At 32.1% G+C, this 16,848-nt stretch carries 17 protein-coding genes; 12 read left to right on the plus strand and 5 right to left on the minus strand.

All coding sequences use genetic code 11. The features are described 5' to 3' along the window. Positions 1–63: 63 nt before the first annotated feature. Positions 64–2,208, minus strand: a complete 2,145-nt coding sequence (locus AC1EUV_RS13095) for a prolyl oligopeptidase family serine peptidase (protein ID WP_480199171.1) — start codon at positions 2,206–2,208, stop codon at positions 64–66. A gap of 164 nt (positions 2,209–2,372) precedes the next feature. Between AC1EUV_RS13095 and trxA the strand changes: the two genes are divergently transcribed. Beyond that, on the plus strand, positions 2,373–2,741 hold the full coding sequence (gene trxA, locus AC1EUV_RS13100; protein ID WP_480199172.1) for a thioredoxin: 369 nt from the start codon (positions 2,373–2,375) through the stop codon (positions 2,739–2,741). 29 nt (positions 2,742–2,770) lie between these two features. Here trxA and AC1EUV_RS13105 read toward each other — a convergent pair whose 3' ends face one another. Further along, positions 2,771–3,778: an aspartate-semialdehyde dehydrogenase gene (locus AC1EUV_RS13105; protein ID WP_480199173.1), complete on the minus strand. Its 1,008-nt coding sequence runs from the start codon at positions 3,776–3,778 to the stop codon at positions 2,771–2,773. A gap of 155 nt (positions 3,779–3,933) precedes the next feature. Between AC1EUV_RS13105 and trhO the strand changes: the two genes are divergently transcribed. After that, complete coding sequence (trhO, locus tag AC1EUV_RS13110) at positions 3,934–4,965, plus strand: oxygen-dependent tRNA uridine(34) hydroxylase TrhO (protein WP_480199174.1); 1,032 nt, start codon at positions 3,934–3,936, stop codon at positions 4,963–4,965. Here the strand turns inward: trhO and AC1EUV_RS13115 are convergent, their stop codons facing one another. Continuing rightward, on the minus strand, positions 4,966–5,157 hold the full coding sequence (locus tag AC1EUV_RS13115; protein ID WP_480199175.1) for a hypothetical protein: 192 nt from the start codon (positions 5,155–5,157) through the stop codon (positions 4,966–4,968). A 54-nt stretch (positions 5,158–5,211) separates the two neighbouring features. On the opposite strand from AC1EUV_RS13115, the gene AC1EUV_RS13120 reads away from it, so the two are divergent. Together AC1EUV_RS13120 and AC1EUV_RS13125 are read left to right on the plus strand one after the other, a co-directional pair. Beyond that, complete coding sequence (locus tag AC1EUV_RS13120) at positions 5,212–5,934, plus strand: SDR family NAD(P)-dependent oxidoreductase (protein ID WP_480199176.1); 723 nt, start codon at positions 5,212–5,214, stop codon at positions 5,932–5,934. An 8-nt stretch (positions 5,935–5,942) separates the two neighbouring features. Then, positions 5,943–6,326 (plus strand): pyrophosphohydrolase domain-containing protein, encoded by a 384-nt coding sequence (locus AC1EUV_RS13125; protein WP_480199177.1) that lies wholly within the window; start codon positions 5,943–5,945, stop codon positions 6,324–6,326. Positions 6,327–6,364: 38 nt separating this feature from the next. Here the strand turns inward: AC1EUV_RS13125 and AC1EUV_RS13130 are convergent, their stop codons facing one another. Further along, positions 6,365–7,432, minus strand: a complete 1,068-nt coding sequence (locus tag AC1EUV_RS13130; RefSeq protein ID WP_480199178.1) for a branched-chain amino acid aminotransferase — start codon at positions 7,430–7,432, stop codon at positions 6,365–6,367. Between the two features lie 219 nt (positions 7,433–7,651). On the opposite strand from AC1EUV_RS13130, the gene AC1EUV_RS13135 reads away from it, so the two are divergent. The 7 genes from AC1EUV_RS13135 to AC1EUV_RS13165 all read left to right on the plus strand — a co-directional run bounded on the left by AC1EUV_RS13135 (position 7,652) and on the right by AC1EUV_RS13165 (position 14,347). After that, positions 7,652–8,137, plus strand: a complete 486-nt coding sequence (locus AC1EUV_RS13135; RefSeq protein ID WP_480199179.1) for a DUF4920 domain-containing protein — start codon at positions 7,652–7,654, stop codon at positions 8,135–8,137. A gap of 6 nt (positions 8,138–8,143) precedes the next feature. Further along, a complete protein-coding gene (mnmC2, locus tag AC1EUV_RS13140; RefSeq protein ID WP_480199180.1) occupies positions 8,144–8,815 on the plus strand; it encodes a tRNA (5-methylaminomethyl-2-thiouridine)(34)-methyltransferase MnmC2 in 672 nt (223 codons plus the stop codon). 76 nt (positions 8,816–8,891) lie between these two features. Then, entirely contained in the window at positions 8,892–9,467 is a 576-nt protein-coding gene (locus AC1EUV_RS13145) for an RNA polymerase sigma factor (protein ID WP_480199181.1), read from the plus strand. Continuing rightward, positions 9,467–9,961: a hypothetical protein gene (locus AC1EUV_RS13150; RefSeq protein WP_480199182.1), complete on the plus strand. Its 495-nt coding sequence runs from the start codon at positions 9,467–9,469 to the stop codon at positions 9,959–9,961. Before AC1EUV_RS13145 ends, AC1EUV_RS13150 begins: the two co-directional genes overlap by 1 nt. A gap of 223 nt (positions 9,962–10,184) precedes the next feature. Further along, positions 10,185–11,795 carry a T9SS type B sorting domain-containing protein gene (locus tag AC1EUV_RS13155; protein ID WP_480199183.1) on the plus strand — a complete coding sequence of 537 codons (1,611 nt, stop codon included), beginning with the start codon at positions 10,185–10,187 and terminating at the stop codon, positions 11,793–11,795. A 10-nt stretch (positions 11,796–11,805) separates the two neighbouring features. Beyond that, entirely contained in the window at positions 11,806–12,723 is a 918-nt protein-coding gene (locus AC1EUV_RS13160; protein WP_480199184.1) for a PorP/SprF family type IX secretion system membrane protein, read from the plus strand. 19 nt (positions 12,724–12,742) lie between these two features. After that, positions 12,743–14,347, plus strand: a complete 1,605-nt coding sequence (locus AC1EUV_RS13165) for an OmpA family protein (protein ID WP_480199185.1) — start codon at positions 12,743–12,745, stop codon at positions 14,345–14,347. A 45-nt stretch (positions 14,348–14,392) separates the two neighbouring features. Here AC1EUV_RS13165 and AC1EUV_RS13170 read toward each other — a convergent pair whose 3' ends face one another. Continuing rightward, positions 14,393–15,274 carry a LysR family transcriptional regulator gene (locus AC1EUV_RS13170; protein ID WP_480199186.1) on the minus strand — a complete coding sequence of 294 codons (882 nt, stop codon included), beginning with the start codon at positions 15,272–15,274 and terminating at the stop codon, positions 14,393–14,395. Positions 15,275–15,352: 78 nt separating this feature from the next. Between AC1EUV_RS13170 and hutH the strand changes: the two genes are divergently transcribed. Then, the gene (gene hutH / locus AC1EUV_RS13175) at positions 15,353–16,843 is read left to right on the plus strand and encodes a histidine ammonia-lyase (protein WP_480199187.1); all 1,491 of its coding nucleotides are present in this window, start codon (positions 15,353–15,355) and stop codon (positions 16,841–16,843) included. Positions 16,844–16,848 lie beyond the last annotated feature (5 nt).

Here is a 16,848-nt window from a genome sequence, read left to right on the forward strand (position 1 = left end):
AAAAATAACACAAAAAAACCGCTTGAATTTCAAGCGGTTTTTTTAAAAAGTTTACGGTCTTAATTAATCCTTATACTTAGATTTTAATTCTTTAACTCCCATATTGTAAAGTGTAAAACCAAAGACATCAGCAGCTTGTTCGATAGTTTTACTAATAGGTGTTCCAGCGCCATGACCAGCGTTCGTTTCAATACGAATTAAAGTTGGGTTACCGCCAGATTGTTTATCTTGTAATTCAGCAGCGAATTTAAAACTGTGTGCTGGTACTACACGATCATCATGATCACCTGTAGTAACCAATGTAGCCGGGTATTGTACACCTTCTTTAACGTTATGTACAGGTGAGTAGCCTTTAATATACTCAAACATCTCTTTACTTTGTTCAGACGTTCCATAGTCATATGCCCATCCTGCACCAGCAGTAAATGTGTGATAGCGCAACATATCTAATACACCCACAGCAGGCAATGCCACCTTGATTAATTCTGGTCGTTGTGTCATAGTAGCGCCTACAAGCAATCCTCCATTTGAACCACCGCTAATTGCCAAATAATCTGAAGATGTATAATTTTCGGCTATTAAGTATTCTGCTGCCGCTATAAAATCATCGAATACATTTTGCTTTTGTAGTTGCGTACCGGCTTTGTGCCATGCTTTGCCATACTCACCTCCTCCTCTTAAATTAGCAACTGCATATATACCACCTTGCTCCATCCAAACAACACTTGTTGTTCTAAATCTTGGGGTTAGGCTAATATTAAACCCTCCATAACCATATAAAATAGTTGGGTTTTTACCATTTAATTCTAAACCTTTTTTATAGGTAATTACCATCGGCACTTTAGTCCCGTCTTTAGAAGTATAGAATACTTGTTTAGACTCGAAGTCATCACTATTAAAGTCCATCACGGGTTTTTTAAATACTGTAGAGCTTCCATCTTTAGGGTTTAAATTGTAAATAGTAGAAGGGGTTGTATAATTACTAAAATTAAAGTATACCTCTTTAGCATCTTTTTTAGCATTAAACCCACCAGCTGTACCGATACCAGGTAATTCAACTTCTCTGATTAGTTTACCATTATAGTCGTATTGTAATACTTTAGAAACAGCATCTTTCATATATCTTGCAAAAAGAAATCCGCTGCCAGTACTTATATTAAGTACATTTTCGGTTTCAGGTATTAAATCTTTCCAGTTATCAGAAGCTGGATTATTAACGTCTACTTTAATTAATCGTTGATTAGGGGCATTTAAATTGGTTAATATAAATAAAGTGCTACCATCATTATCAACAACTGTATAGTCACTATCAAAGTTGTCAACAAGAGTTATTAATTTACTATCCGGTTTCGATAAATCTTTAATATAAAGATCATTACCTGATGTAGAATTTGCTCCACTAATAATTAAATAGCGATCGTCTTCTGTAACACCTCCAAAAATATACCTGTGTTTTTCTTGTGGAATTCCACCAAAAATTAATTGATCATCTTTTTGTTTGGTACCTAGTTTGTGGTAATATAATTTATGTTGATCTGTTTTTGCGGATAATTCACTTCCTTTTGGTTTATCATAACTAGAATAAAAGAAACCATCATTACCTTTCCAAGAGATGCCACTAAATTTAACATCTATAATAGTATCTTCTTTAATTTCTTTATTTAAAGCATTCATTACTATTATTTTTCTCCAATCGCTACCTCCTTCCGAAATAGAATAAGCAGCAATACTTCCATCTTTAGAAAAAGATAATGTACCTAAAGAAGTAGTGCCATCTTCAGAAAACGTATTTGGATCTAAGAAAACCTCAGGATCTTCACCGTCTTTTTGTCTATAAACTACTGATTGATTTTGTAATCCATCGTTTTTTCTAAAATAAGTGTAATCACCTTCTTTTACAGGAGCGGTATATCTTTCGTAATTAATTAATTTTTCAAGACGATTTTTTAGCTCTTCGCGATAAGGAATCTTATCTAAATAACCGAAGGTAGCCTTATTTTGCTCTTGTACCCATTCTGCAGTTTCATCAGACATGTCATCTTCTAACCAACGGTAAGGGTCTTTTACATTTGTTCCAAAGTAAGTATCTATAGTATCAACTTTTTTAGTTTCTGGATAAGTCATTGCAACTTGTTCTTCAGTTTTTTGTTCTGTTTTACAGGAAATTATAATTAGTGTAGTAATTAATAAAAAAAGAATTTTTTTCATGAGTAAGCTAGTTTTGTTTTGAAGTTGCACAAAACTACTAAAAAAGAAACTTCAAATTACCTTATTATAAATGAATAACTGAATTTTAACTATTATATGTGATAATCAGGTTTTGTAATTTTTAAGCATATCTTCGTACCAATAGGAACAAAAGAAAAATTTATATGACTGAATTATTGACCAAAGAAACTTTTTTAGAAAAAGTTTTTAATTATAATGAGAGTAAAGAGTGGAAGTTTGAAGGGGATATTCCATGTATTGTTGATTTTTATGCTGATTGGTGTGGGCCTTGTAAAATGATCGCTCCAGTTTTAGAGCAATTGAGTGAAGAATACGAAGGTAAAATCAATATTTATAAAGTTGATACAGAAGTAGAGCAGGAGTTGTCGGCTGCATTTGCGATTAGAAGTATACCTTCTATGTTATTTTGTCAAGCAGGAGAACAACCACAAATGGCTAATGGAGCTTTGCCCAAACAAGAGTTAGAAAGAATAATTGAAGAAGTATTAAAAGTAAAAAAGCCTGAATTATAATTCATACTTTCTTATATTCTTAATTATTTTTAGGAAACAACTTTATTTGAGATTAGGTTATTTTCTACTAAATATTCTGCAATTTGTATCGCGTTAGTAGCAGCTCCCTTACGTAGATTGTCTGAAACAATCCACATATTCAACGTTTTAGGTTGAGATAAATCTCTACGAATTCTACCCACAAAAACATCATCTTTTCCTTCTGCATAGATTGGCATAGGATATGTATTAGTATCAATATTATCTTGAACAGTTATACCGTCAGTTTCACTTAATATTTGGCGTATTTCTGATTCGTCGAAATCATTTTCAAATTCAATGTTCACACTTTCACTATGTCCGCCAACTACAGGAATCCTAACAGCCGTGGCTGTTATAGCAATGGATCTATCATCTAAGATTTTTTGAGTTTCTCTAACAAGTTTTAATTCTTCTTTTGTATAACCGTTGCTTTCAAAAACATCACAATGTGGAATGGCATTTCTATGTATTGGATAATGATAAGCCATATCACCTTTTTCACCATTATATTCATTTTCTAATTGTTGAACAGCTTTTACACCAGTTCCAGTAATAGATTGATAAGTAGAAATTACAAGGCGTTTAATGCCATATTTTTTATGCAAAGGTGCTAACGCAACAACCATTTGTATTGTAGAACAATTTGGATTTGCAATAATTAAATCATCCTCGGTTAGCTGGGAAGCATTAATTTCAGGAACCACTAATTTTTTAGAGGTATCCATTCTCCATGCCGAAGAATTATCAATTACTATGGTGCCGACTTCTGCGAATTTTGGTGCCCACTCTAAAGAAGTATTTCCTCCTGCAGAGAACAATGCGATATCTGGTTGCATCTCTACAGCAGTTTTTAAGCCCACAACTGAATATTCAGAATTTTTATAAGTCACCTTTTTCCCAACAGATCTTTCCGATGCAACGGGAATTAACTCGGTTACAGGGAAATTACGCCCCTGTAATGTTTTTAACATTACATTACCTACCATTCCGGTAGCACCAACTACAGCTACTCTCATAATTTATAGTTTACTAATTTCAATACAAAGGTCATAAAAAAGGCTAAGATTACATATGTACAAACGCCTAAAAAATGGCTTAAGTTTAATTTGAATCAAAATTATTATTTTTGCCGCAAATTATAACATTCTTTTAATCTTAAAATTAGTATAGCATGCAACTGTACAATACACTAAGTGCGAAAGAAAGAGCTGCGTTAATCAAAGAAGCTGGTCAGCAACGATTAACCTTATCTTTCTATCAATATGCCAAAATTGGCAACCCTCAATTATTTAGAAATCATTTATTTGTTACTTGGAATGAGTTAGATGTTCTTGGTAGAATTTATGTTGCCCATGAAGGAATTAATGGACAATTATCTGTACCAGCAGAAAATTTTAAATTATTTAAAGAACATTTAGATAGTATTCCATTTTTAAAGGACATTCGTTTGAATATTGCAATTGAACAAGATAACATGTCTTTCTTAAAACTAAAAGTGAAGGTACGGCATAAAATTGTAGCCGATGGTTTAAACGATAAAACTTTTGATGTAACAAATAAAGGGGTTCATTTAAAGGCGAAGGAATTTAATCAACTACTAGAAGACCCAAATACTATTTGTGTTGATATGCGCAATCATTATGAAAGTGAAATAGGTCATTTTAAAGGGGCAATTACTCCAGATGTAGATACTTTTCGTGATTCGTTAGATATAATAGAAGAAGATTTAAAAGATAGTAAAGAAGATAAAAATCTATTGATGTATTGTACTGGCGGTATACGTTGTGAAAAGGCGAGTGCTTACTACAAACATAAAGGATTTAAGAATGTTTATCAGTTAGAAGGAGGTATTATAGAATACGTTCGACAAGTTAAAACTGAAGATTTAGAAAATAAATTTGTAGGTAAAAACTTTGTATTTGATCATAGAAGAGGTGAACGAATTTCGGCTGACGTGATTGCTAATTGTCATCAATGTGGTGAAAAATGTGACACTCATGTAAATTGCGAAAACGAAGCATGTCACTTATTATTCATTCAATGTGATTCTTGTAAAGAAAAAATGCAAGGATGTTGCTCGCCAGATTGTCAAGAAGTTTATAATCTTCCTTTTGAAGAACAAAAAGCACTTCGTAAAGGAAAACATAACAGTAACAAAATCTTTAAAAAAGGGCGCTCAGAAGTTCTTAAGTTTAAGAAATAGCTATTCGTGTAAATAGTAAGCTAGATATTTAAAAGCTAATATTGTTAGGATAATACCTAAAGCAACCAGCCATACTTTTTTATAATATGTTTTATGAAGTTTGATGTCTTTTCGATAACTCCAAACAATACCTACTGCAAAAGCTATAATAAATAAAAGTGCAAAAATTTTCTGTCCTGTACTAAATTGCATTGAGATTCTTTTATGTCGACAAAAATACGTTTTTTTGTGTATTAAATATTCCATATGAATAAGAATGCAATTGTCTTTGGAGCTACTTCAGGTATCGGTAAAGAGCTGTCAAAATTATTAGTAAATGATGGTTATAATGTTTTGATTACTGGCAGAAGATTAGAACGATTAGAAGAAATTAAGGCTGAAAATCCGAATCAATATAAAGTTCGACAACACGATGTGACCGATGTGAATGATACCAACACATTTTTTGAAGAGCTTCCTTCTTTTTTTGATAAAGTAGACCTTATAGTTCATAACTCAGGAATTATGCAGCCAAATTTCAATCTTGATTGGAGTCGCGATTTGCCTACTTTAGAAACAAATGTTCTTGGAGCAACAAAAATATATCAACAGTCATACAATTATTTTGCAGCACAAGGTTACGGACATTTAGTTGGTATTACCTCTGTAGCGTCATTAAGAGGGAATAGACAAGTAGCTGCTTATCATGCATCAAAAGCATTTCAGTCTAGCTATATGGAGTCTTTATATATGAAAGCTAAGAGAACCAAAAAGGCAAAGATTGATGTTACTAATATTTTACCAGGTTATGTAGATACTGATATCATTAAAGGAGAAACTTTTTGGATGGCTCCTTTAGATAAAGCCACAAATCAGATTTATACTGCAATAAAAAAGAAAAAGAAAAAAGCGTATATAACAAAACGTTGGGCATTTGTTGCTTTTATGCTCAAATTTGTTCCAACAAAATTATTAATGAAATATTTTTAAGTTAAAGAATGAAAGATAAAATTAATGCAGTAAAAGAGTTTCATAAAGCCTACAATATAGGGTATCAAACAGAACCTGTGGCCAGACTCTCTAACCAGAAAATGCAACTACGATTCGATTTAATGGACGAAGAAAATAGAGAATATTTAGAAGCGGCTAAAAATAATGACTTGGTTGAGGTTGCCGATGCTCTAGGTGATATGTTGTATATATTGTGTGGAACAATTATAGAACACGGTATGCAAGATAAGATCGAAGAGGTTTTTAATGAAATTCAACGTAGTAATATGAGTAAATTAGGCGCCGATGGCAAACCAATTTATAGGGAAGATGGTAAGGTTATGAAGGGACCTAATTACTTTAAGCCAAATATTGCTGAAATTCTAGAATAAAAAAAGGAACTCATCGAGTTCCTTTTTTTATTCTTGTTTTATACTTTATACCTCCACCCGTAAGGATCATCAGAAGCATTGTATTGAATGTTCATCAGTTTTTCTTTAAAGCTAACTGCATAAGAATCTTCTTGGGTATTTATTTCATACTCTTCATCATCATGGCTAAAAGCTGATATTTGCGTAATTACTGCTGCCGTACCTGCTCCAAACATTTCTTTTAAAGTACCTTTTTTTGCTGCTTCTTTAATTTCTGCTACTGCTACTGGTCTAACTTCTACATCTATATTATGATCTTGTGCTAATTGTATTATACTTTTACGTGTAATACCATCTAATATTCTGTCATTAGTCGGTGCCGTTAATAGCTTGTCTCCAATTCTAAAAAAGACATTCATTGTTCCAGCTTCTTCTAAATATTCATGAGTATTTGCATCCGTCCATACTACTTGTTGAAACCCTTTTTCTTGGGCTAATTTAGTTGGGTAAAATTGTGCAGCATAATTTCCAGCAGCTTTTGCATAGCCAACACCTCCATCAGCAGCTCTACTATATTTTTGTGCAAATAGTACTTTGACAGGTTTATCATAATAAGCCTGTACTGGCGAACAAATGATCATAAATTTATATTCTTCAGATCTAGAAGCTGCAACAGCATGCTCAGAAGCAATAACAAAAGGGCGTACATATAACGCATTACCTATTCCTTTCTTTACCCAATCTTTATCTAATTGTAATAAGGTTGTTAATCCTTCGAAGAAATATTCTTTTGGAAATTCAGGAATAGCCATTCTTTCAGAAGACTTGTTAATCCTGTTAAAGTTATCTTCTGGTCTAAAAAGCCATATTTCATCATTATCATCCTTATAAGCTTTCATGCCTTCAAAAACTGCTTGTCCGTAATGGAAAACACGAGCTGAGGGCTCAATGCTTAAAGGTCCATAAGGCATAACTTTTGGGCGTTGCCATTTTCCATCTTTATAATCACAAACAAACATATGGTCGGTAAAGATTCTACCGAATTGTAAATTATTAAAATCTACTTGAGAGATTTTAGAATTTATAACTTTTTGAATATCAACATTTGATGAAATTTGTACACTCATTAGGGTAAATTTTTACGGTGCAAAAGTACAAAATTTAAGACCTTATTCAAGGGTTAACTAGTTTTAGTTACTAATTATAACTAAAAAGCCTTTTTTGTGTAAAATAGTTTTGAATTACAATTAAGTAAACGTTAAAAAGTAAAAAAACTTACTTATAAAGTGTTTTTTAGTTGAGGTATAATGCTCATTATTAGTATTTTTGTAATATAAAAAATGATTATGAGATACTTTTTATTATTAACCTGTCTGACTTTTTTAATTGTAGGGTGTAAAGAAAATAAAGAAGCAAAAATAAACGAAGCTTCTTATATATCATTCGGAGATAAAATTGATAAAGAAGATGTGCTCACCAAAGCAGAAATGGTAGAAAAATTTGATACTCTTAGCGAAGGAGATACACTTAATTTAAAATTTGCTTCTACTGTTAATGAGGTTTGCGTTAAAAAAGGATGCTGGATGAAGCTTAATCTAGGTAATGAAAAAGAATCTATGGTTCGTTTTAAAGACTATGGTTTTTTTGTTCCTAAAAATATTAATAGTAGAGATGTAATTGTTGAAGGTAAAGCTTACATAACAAAGATTTCTGTAGATCAGCTAAGGCATTATGCCAAAGATGGTGGAAAGTCAGATGAAGAAATTGCAGCCATAATAGAGCCAGAATTTACATATGCTTTTGAAGCAAACGGAGTTCTCCTTAAAGAATAATGTCTCTTGAAACGCGAAATATTAATCACTGCTGACGGTTCAACTACAATTCACTTACCAGAGTGGGATGAGCAATATCATTCTAAACATGGCGCTATTCAAGAAGCCTATCATGTGTTTATTAAGAATGGATTTCAGCAATTTATAAATAGAGATTGCATAGCAATTTTAGAGATTGGTTTTGGTACAGGATTAAACAGTTTTATTACTTATTTAGAGGCCAAAAAGCATAAGATAGAAATTAATTATTGTGGTGTTGAAGCCTATCCAGTTAAGGATGGAGAAATAAATAAACTAAACTATACTTCTAAATTAGATGCTTTTAATGAAGCCGAAATTTTCAGTAAAATACATAGACTTTCGTGGAATAAATCACATCAACTTTCTGAGAAATTTTCCTTAACAAAGAGGCGGCAGTTCTTTAATGATATTGAGGATGAAAATGTGTTTGATTTGATCTACTTTGATGCTTTTGGAGCCCGTGTTCAACCTGAATTGTGGACAGAAGAAATTTTTAAAAAAATGTTTAAGTCATTAAAGATTAACGGAGTTCTGGTTACATATTCTGCCAAGGGAAGTGTTCGTAGAACTATGCGAAAAGTTGGGTTTTTAGTAGAAAGACTGCCTGGACCTCCTGGTAAAAGAGAAATGCTTCGTGCAACTAAACATTCAATTTAATGTTTGAACTACTATTTTATAAAATAGTTTTAATAAACTGTAACCACTTTCTCCTAGAAGTAGTCTTATCTATTAAATGAAACCAACCGACGACCAAATTTATATTGATAAAGTATTATCTGGCGATACTTCATCGTTTAGCTATCTTGTTGAAAAATATAAAGATATGTCCTATACTGTAGCAATAAAAATAGTACGAAGTGCTGAAGATGCAGAAGAGGTTGCTCAAGACAGTTTTATAAAAGCATTTCAACAATTGGGAACGTTTCAAGGGAAATCTAAGTTTTCTACTTGGTTATATACTATAGTTTACAGAACAGCCATTTCTAAAACTAGAAAAAAGAAATTAGAGGTAACCGATATAGATGAATATGTAACGGATAATTATACAACGGGTAATTCTAATTCTCAAATTGATGATTTAAGGTATGAAGAGCAAGAGCATTATGTAAAAGCTGCAATTGATAAATTGTCAGAATTAGATGCATTATTGATAACTTTGTTTTATATCAACGGCAATACATTAGATGAAATAAAAGATATTACTGGTTATTCAAAAACAAATGTAAAGGTTCGATTATTTAGAGCAAGAAAAAAATTATATAAAGAATTAGAAACTGTATTGCAAGGTGAATTGAAAACACTTTTATAATGAAAAAAAAGGATCAACATATCGATAGACTATTAAGAAAATTACCTGTAGAAAATGCGCCTGCAAATTTTACAGATGCTATTATGAAAGATATTTCGATTCTTACCAATGAAGAATTATTAGAAGATATTAATCTTAGTACTGTTTTAAAAAATAATGCTATAGAGCAACCCTCGGTAGATTTTGTTTCTAATATATTGTCTGGTATAGAGAGCAATTCCGAAAAGGTATATCAACCTTTAATTAGTAAGAAATCTTGGTTTATCATTGGTCTTATATCTGCTATTGTTGTTATGTATATATCTTATAACACTACTCCTACTTCAACTCCTTCAATTCTAGATAAAACGACTCCTTATGTAGATCGTCTACAGGCGTTATTCACTAATTTTAAAATTAGTTTAAATTTATCAATGATATTTGTTATTAGTTTACTGTCTATCTGCTCTTTAATATTTATCGATTTTTTCTCTAAAAACAGAATTTCTCTTTAATTTATCAAATAATGCTTTATTAATTTGGTCTTTATAATTTATTTGTAAATTTGTCGACTATTTTAAAAAAGTGCCCCTTTTTAGAGCTTTAGCTTTAAAGAAGAAAATAATTTGATAAAATAATTAGTAAAATCAGTGACTCAGTTGTTATATAGTGTGTCATAGATATAAATTGTGAACGAAAGAAAATATGATAAAAAACTACACTCCTCTTAAAAATCATATGAGCTTTTTAACTAAACAACTTACAATATTTATTGTGCTGTTTGGTTTAACGAGTTTGTCTCTCAGTGCTCAAGCTGATTTAAGTATAACAAAAACTGTAAGTGATTCAGCTCCAAATGTTGGTGATGAAATTACCTTTACAATTACAATTCATAATGAAGGCCCTAATATTGCGACAGGCGTAACTGTAAGAGATGTTATACCGAATGGTTATGGTAATTTGACAAACATTAGTAATGGTCAATCTGCATCTGGAAATACTGTTTTATGGCCTAATTTGACAATTCCAGTTGGAGTAAACCCTTCAGATGATATTGTATTAACAGTGAATGCTACAGTATTAGCTTCTGGCGATTATAATAACAGAGCAGAAATAATAGCTTCAGATCAAGTAGACCCAGATAGTGATCCGTCTTTAAGCTTTGATACAGATGATGGTTTAGATGGTACACCAGACGGTATAGATGATGACGAAACTAACCTTGTTATTGTTGTACCGATGAGAGCTGATCTAAGCTTAACAAAAACTGTAGACAATTCAACACCAAATATTGGAGACGTTGTAGTTTTTACATTAACATTAACAAATGACGGACCAGATACAGCTACAGGCGTATCTGTTCAAGATGTTGTTCCAAATGGATATGGAAACATCACAAATGTAAGTAATGGTGGTTCGCCCAATGGAAGCGTTATTAATTGGGTTGGACTAACTGTTAATTCAGGTCAGTCAGTTCCGTTAACAATAACAGCAACTGTGTTACCTACTGGTGAATATAATAATAGAGCAGAAATTACTGCTTCAGATGTTCATGATTTAGATAGTGACCCTTCATCTAGTTTTGATGATGACGATTATTTAGATGGTATAGCTGATGATGATGAAACAGGTTTTGTAATTGTAACACCAACTGTGTCGGATTTGAGTCTTTCGAAAGAAGTTGAAATTTTAGATAATAACCCTGTAGGGGGAAGACCACATAGAGGTACAAATGTGGTTTTTACAATAACTGTGACAAATGATGGTCCTGAGGATGCTTCTAATGTAACTGTTAGAGATATTTTACCGCAAGGATATATTTATCTTTCCGACGATGGTGACTATGATTCTACGACCGGTATTTGGAGTATTGGAGATATTGCCAATGGTGATTCTGTTTTTTTAAACATAACGGCTGTTATTGGATTAATTGAAGACTATGTAAATACAGCAGAAATTGTTACATCTAATTTTGATCCTGATTCAACCCCAGATAATAATGATCCTACTGAAGATGATCAAGATAGCGCTTCTGTAGATCCAATTGATATTTTCATCCCAGAAGGATTCTCTCCGAATGGAGATAATATCAATGAAACATTTGTAATACCTGGTTTAGGGTTTTTATACCCTGACTTTAAAATGGAAATTTATAATCGTTGGGGTAATAAAGTGTTTGACTATACCAATCAAGGTAGAACTAATCCGCAGTGGTGGGATGGTTTCTCAAACGGAAACTTAAACTTTAACGGTAGTGAACAAGTACCAACCGGAACCTACTATTACATTATATATTTCAATCAAGATAATTTAGATCCGATTTCTAATTGGGTATACTTAAATAGATAAAAAAAGTTAGATGAAGAAGATTATTCTATATATAACAATTGTATTTTGTTTATTGACTGTTATTGATGGTTCTGCACAGCAAGACCCTCAATATACCCAATACATGTATAATATGAATGTTGTGAATCCGGCTTATGCAGGTTCACGAGAAACATTAAGTATTGGTTTGTTAGGAAGAAAACAGTGGACAGGTTTAAACGGTGCTCCAGAAACATTTACAGCTTCGTTACATGCGCCAATTGCTAAGAGTGTAGGTTTAGGTTTATCTGTTATTGCAGATCAACACGGTCCTATAAAAGAACATAATATCTATGGTGATTTTTCATATACATTACAAACATCAGAAGAAGGTAGATTGGCACTTGGTTTAAAAGCGGGTGTTACATTATTTAATGCAGACTTGTTATTAGAAACTGTAGACCCAGACCCTGTGTTTGATAATGTCGATTCATCGTCAGATTTAAATTTTGGTGTTGGAGCATTCTATTATACTGATCATTTTTATATTGGTTTGTCTATGCCGAATATGTTAAAAGCATCTCATATTAGAACTTCCAATGGCGAAATAACAGCGATCTCAGATAACATGCACTACTTCTTAACCTCTGGTTATGTGTTTGATTTAAATAAAAATGTTAAATTTAAGCCATCGGTAATGCTTAAAGCAACTTCTGGCGCCCCCTTATCAGCAGATATATCAACTAATTTTTTGTTTAACGAGCGCTTCGAAGTTGGAGCCAGCTATCGTTTAGACGATTCTGTTAATGGTTTAATTAACTTTGCAATCACGCCAACATTTAGATTAGGTTTTGCTTATGATTATACCTTATCTAATTTGGGTGACTTTAATAATGGGTCTTTTGAAGGTATTTTAATATGGGATATTAGATCGGCAGAGAAGAAAATTAAATCACCGAGATTTTTCTAATAAAGAAAACAACATTGTCATGAAAAAAATATTAACCACACTATTATTGTTGAGCTCATTTTTTATAGTGGCTCAAACAACCCCTGGAAAACATTTAGTAAAGCTTCAAGATATAAATACTAAGCTAGCCGATTTTGGAGTTGCTTTTTTTGGAGATGGAAAAGTAGTTTTTGCTTCACCAAGTGAAAAGGTAACAATTGTAAAAAGAGTATGGCGTGAAAATGGCCAACCTTATTTAGATCTATATGTAGGTGACATAGATAGTACTGGAGCTGTAGTAAACAAGCGTAAGTTTGAAGGAGAAGTAAATAGAAAGCTACATGAAGGTTCAGTAGCATTTACTAAAGATTTAAAGACGGTATATTTTAGTGCTAATAATTACAACGAAAAAGAAAAATCTATTCGAGGCACTAAAGGATACGATAATATACAGATGTATAAAGCAACGGTAAATGATGCTGGCGAATGGTCTAATGTTGAAAAATTACCTTTTAACAGTGACGATTTTCAGACTGGGTTACCAACTTTAAACAGTGATAATTCTAAACTATATTTTGTTTCAGATAGAGAAGGTGGTCTAGGTAAAACAGATATTTATGTAGTAGATATTAAATCTGACGGTACTTATAGTGAACCAAGAAACTTAGGGCCAAAAATTAATACAGAAGAAAGAGAAATGTTTCCTTTTATGGCAGAAGACAATATTTTATATTTCTCTTCTAATGGTCATCCTGGACACGGTAATCTAGATGTATTTGCAAGTAAAATATTCGATAATACAGTTTCTACAGCTTTAAACTTAGAACAACCAATAAATAGTGCTAAAGACGATTTTGCGTATATCATAAATGAATCAGCTCAAAAGGGTTTTTTCTCTTCTAATAGAGCTGAAGGTAAGGGTGATGATGATATCTATTCTTTTATAGAAGATGAAGAATTATTTATAGAATGCCTACAAGAAATTAAAGGTGTTGTTAGAGATATTGATACTAAAGAATTAATACCTGGAGCACTTGTTCAGGTTTTAGACGCTGATGGTAATCAGATCCAAATTACTGCTGCTCATGAAGATGATGCAACTTTTAGTTTTAAAGTTCCTTGTGATAGTGACTACAAATTGGTAGGTACAAATGATGGATACTTAAGAGAAGAACGCTCTGTTAAGACGGTAAATGATCTGGATGCCGATGCCATAGAAGAAAACCTAGAATTGACGCCAGACTTTAAAATGGTTGGTGATGAATTGTTGATTAATATCAATGTAATCTATTTCGATTTTGATAAACACAATATAAGACCTGATGCTGCCGAGGAATTAGATAAAGTTGTTGAAGTAATGAAAAAGTATCCGGAGTTAGATATTCATGCTACTTCACATACAGATTCTAGAGGTCCAGATTCTTATAACATGAAATTATCAGATAAGAGAGCAAAAGCTACTGTAGATTATATAATTTCTAAAGGTATTGATGCAGAAAGAATTTCTAGTGAAGGTAAAGGTGAGACACAGCTAGTGAATGATTGTGTAAATGGACAAAAATGTACCGAAGATCAACACCAATTAAATAGAAGAACAAACTTTAAAGTTCAAGAGCAAATAAGAGTTAAAAGAGACGATAATTAAGTCTTCTTAAAAAAATAAAAAAAGCCGTGATTATCACGGCTTTTTTTATTTTAAATATTTTAATAAAGACTCTAGAACAGGATTTCTATTGTTTTTATTCCAAACTACGGACAATACTGTCCTATGTTTTATTTTACTTAATTCTATAAATTTCACACCCATATTATAGCCTAGTTGCAACGATCTGGGTACAATAGATATTCCTAAACCATTTTCTACAAGTCTATAAATCGAACTTGCATGAATCGTGTTATGAGAAATAATAGGTGAGAAACCACCATCATCGAAAAGTTGCATTACTTTTTCATAATAAGATGGACTATAAGAAGGATCAAACATGATGAAGGATTCATTTTTTAATTGATCTAAACTTCTGAATGTTTTGGTATCTAAAGGATGATCTTTTGGCAGTACCAAGCAAAAAGGTTCCTTAAGAATGGGTCGAATATTTAAGGTTCTAGGTACGCGTTCTAATCGTACAAAACCAATATCAATATCCTTAGATAGTAAGTTTTTTATTTGCCGCTGATTATCCATTTCTTTCAAATTGAAAATAACATTTGGATATTCTTTTTTGAATTTTAATAATAAATCTGGAATCAATTTATGCATAGCAGAACCAACATAGCCAAAACTCAAATTTCCTTTTACCCCATCGTTCAATAGTTTTGTATGTAATAATATATCATTGAGCTCTTTTAAGTTACGTGTAACTTCTGATTTAAGATATAAGCCAGCTTCTGTAAGTTCTACTTTTCTATTATGACGCTCAAATAGTTTTACTCCTAAAGCATCTTCCATTTGTTTTATTTGTCGACTTAATCCTGGTTGAGATATATACAAGCGTTCAGCTGCTTTTCTAAAATGAAGGTCCTCTGATACCGCTAAAAAATAACGCAAATGACGATATTCAATTTGATTACTCATAATTATCAATAATTATCAATAATAGTATTAAAAAGCATCAAAAATAAGAATAACTTTGATAAAATTTATAAAATTAGAATGTTTAAGTACGGAATTGATCATTTAACAGTAGATACGGTAATAGAAATTGCTAATGGTAACTTAAAAACCAAACTTTCTGAAGACGCTATTGCTCAAATTATTGCTTGTAGAAAGAAGGTTGAAGTCATGGCAAATGGTAATAAAGCGGTGTATGGTATTAATACAGGTTTTGGGCCTTTGTGTGATACACGAATAACACCAGAAGAAACTAGTAAACTACAAGAAAACCTCCTAATTACTCATGCTGTTGGTGTAGGAAATCCAATAGAAAAAAAGTTATCGAAAATAATGATGATTTGCAAGGTTCATGCACTTTGCCAAGGATTTTCAGGTGTACGTTTAGAATTAATAGAACGTATTATTTATTTTATTGAAAACGATTTATTACCAATAGTTCCCGAACAAGGTTCGGTGGGAGCATCAGGAGATTTAGCCCCGTTATCACACCTGTTTCTACCACTTTTAGGGGAAGGTGAATTTTGGGTTGAAGATGAAATAGTTTCTGCTAAAGAAGTGTTAAAGTCTGAAGGATTAAAACCTTTGCAATTAGAATCTAAAGAAGGGTTAGGGCTTATAAACGGCACCCAATTTATTTTAGCTCATGCTATTGTAGGTTTAAAAAAGATGGAATATCTATTAGATTTAGCAGATATTTCTGGAGCTATGAGTTTAGAAGGTTTTCAGGGAAGTGCTTCTCCTTTTAAAGATGAATTACATCAAATACGCCCATTTAGAGGTAATTTAAAAGTTGCTGAACGCATTCGGATGCTATTAAAAGATTCCCAAAATGTAGAGAATCATTTAGAATGTGAACGTGTTCAAGACCCATATTCAATTCGTTGCATGCCTCAAGTGCACGGTGCATCTAGAAATGCGTTTTATCATTTAAATGAATTGGCAGAAATTGAAATGAATGCCGTTACAGATAATCCCATTGTTTTGAGTGAAACAGAAGCGATTTCTGGTGGTAATTTTCATGGACAGCCTTTAGCAATGGTGTTAGACTATGCCTCTATAGCAGCTTCTGAAATTGGTAATATTTCTGATAGACGATGCTATTTATTGCTTGAAGGTAAATATGGCTTACCAAGATTATTGACAAAAAGCGGAGGTTTAAATTCAGGATTTATGATCCCTCAATATACAACGGCAGCACTCGTTACAGAAAATAAATCATTATGTTTTCCACCATCAGCAGATAGTATTCCAACTTCTTTAGGGCAAGAAGATCATGTATCTATGGGAAGTATTTCAGGACGTAAATTCAATCAAATTTTAGGAAACCTTGAAAAAATATTGGCTATTGAATTAATGTATGCCGCTCAAGCCATGGAATTTAGACGGCCAAATACGTTCTCTAAAATTTTGGAGGAGACTTTTAAATTAATAAGAAGTAAGGTTGCTATGTTAGAAGATGATCGTGTATTAAAAGATGATATTAATAATATGATAGACTTAGTAAAAAATCAATCCTTTATAGTAAAATAATTGCT

It is taken from the genome of Maritimimonas sp. 2304DJ26-3 (genome assembly GCF_056591635.1).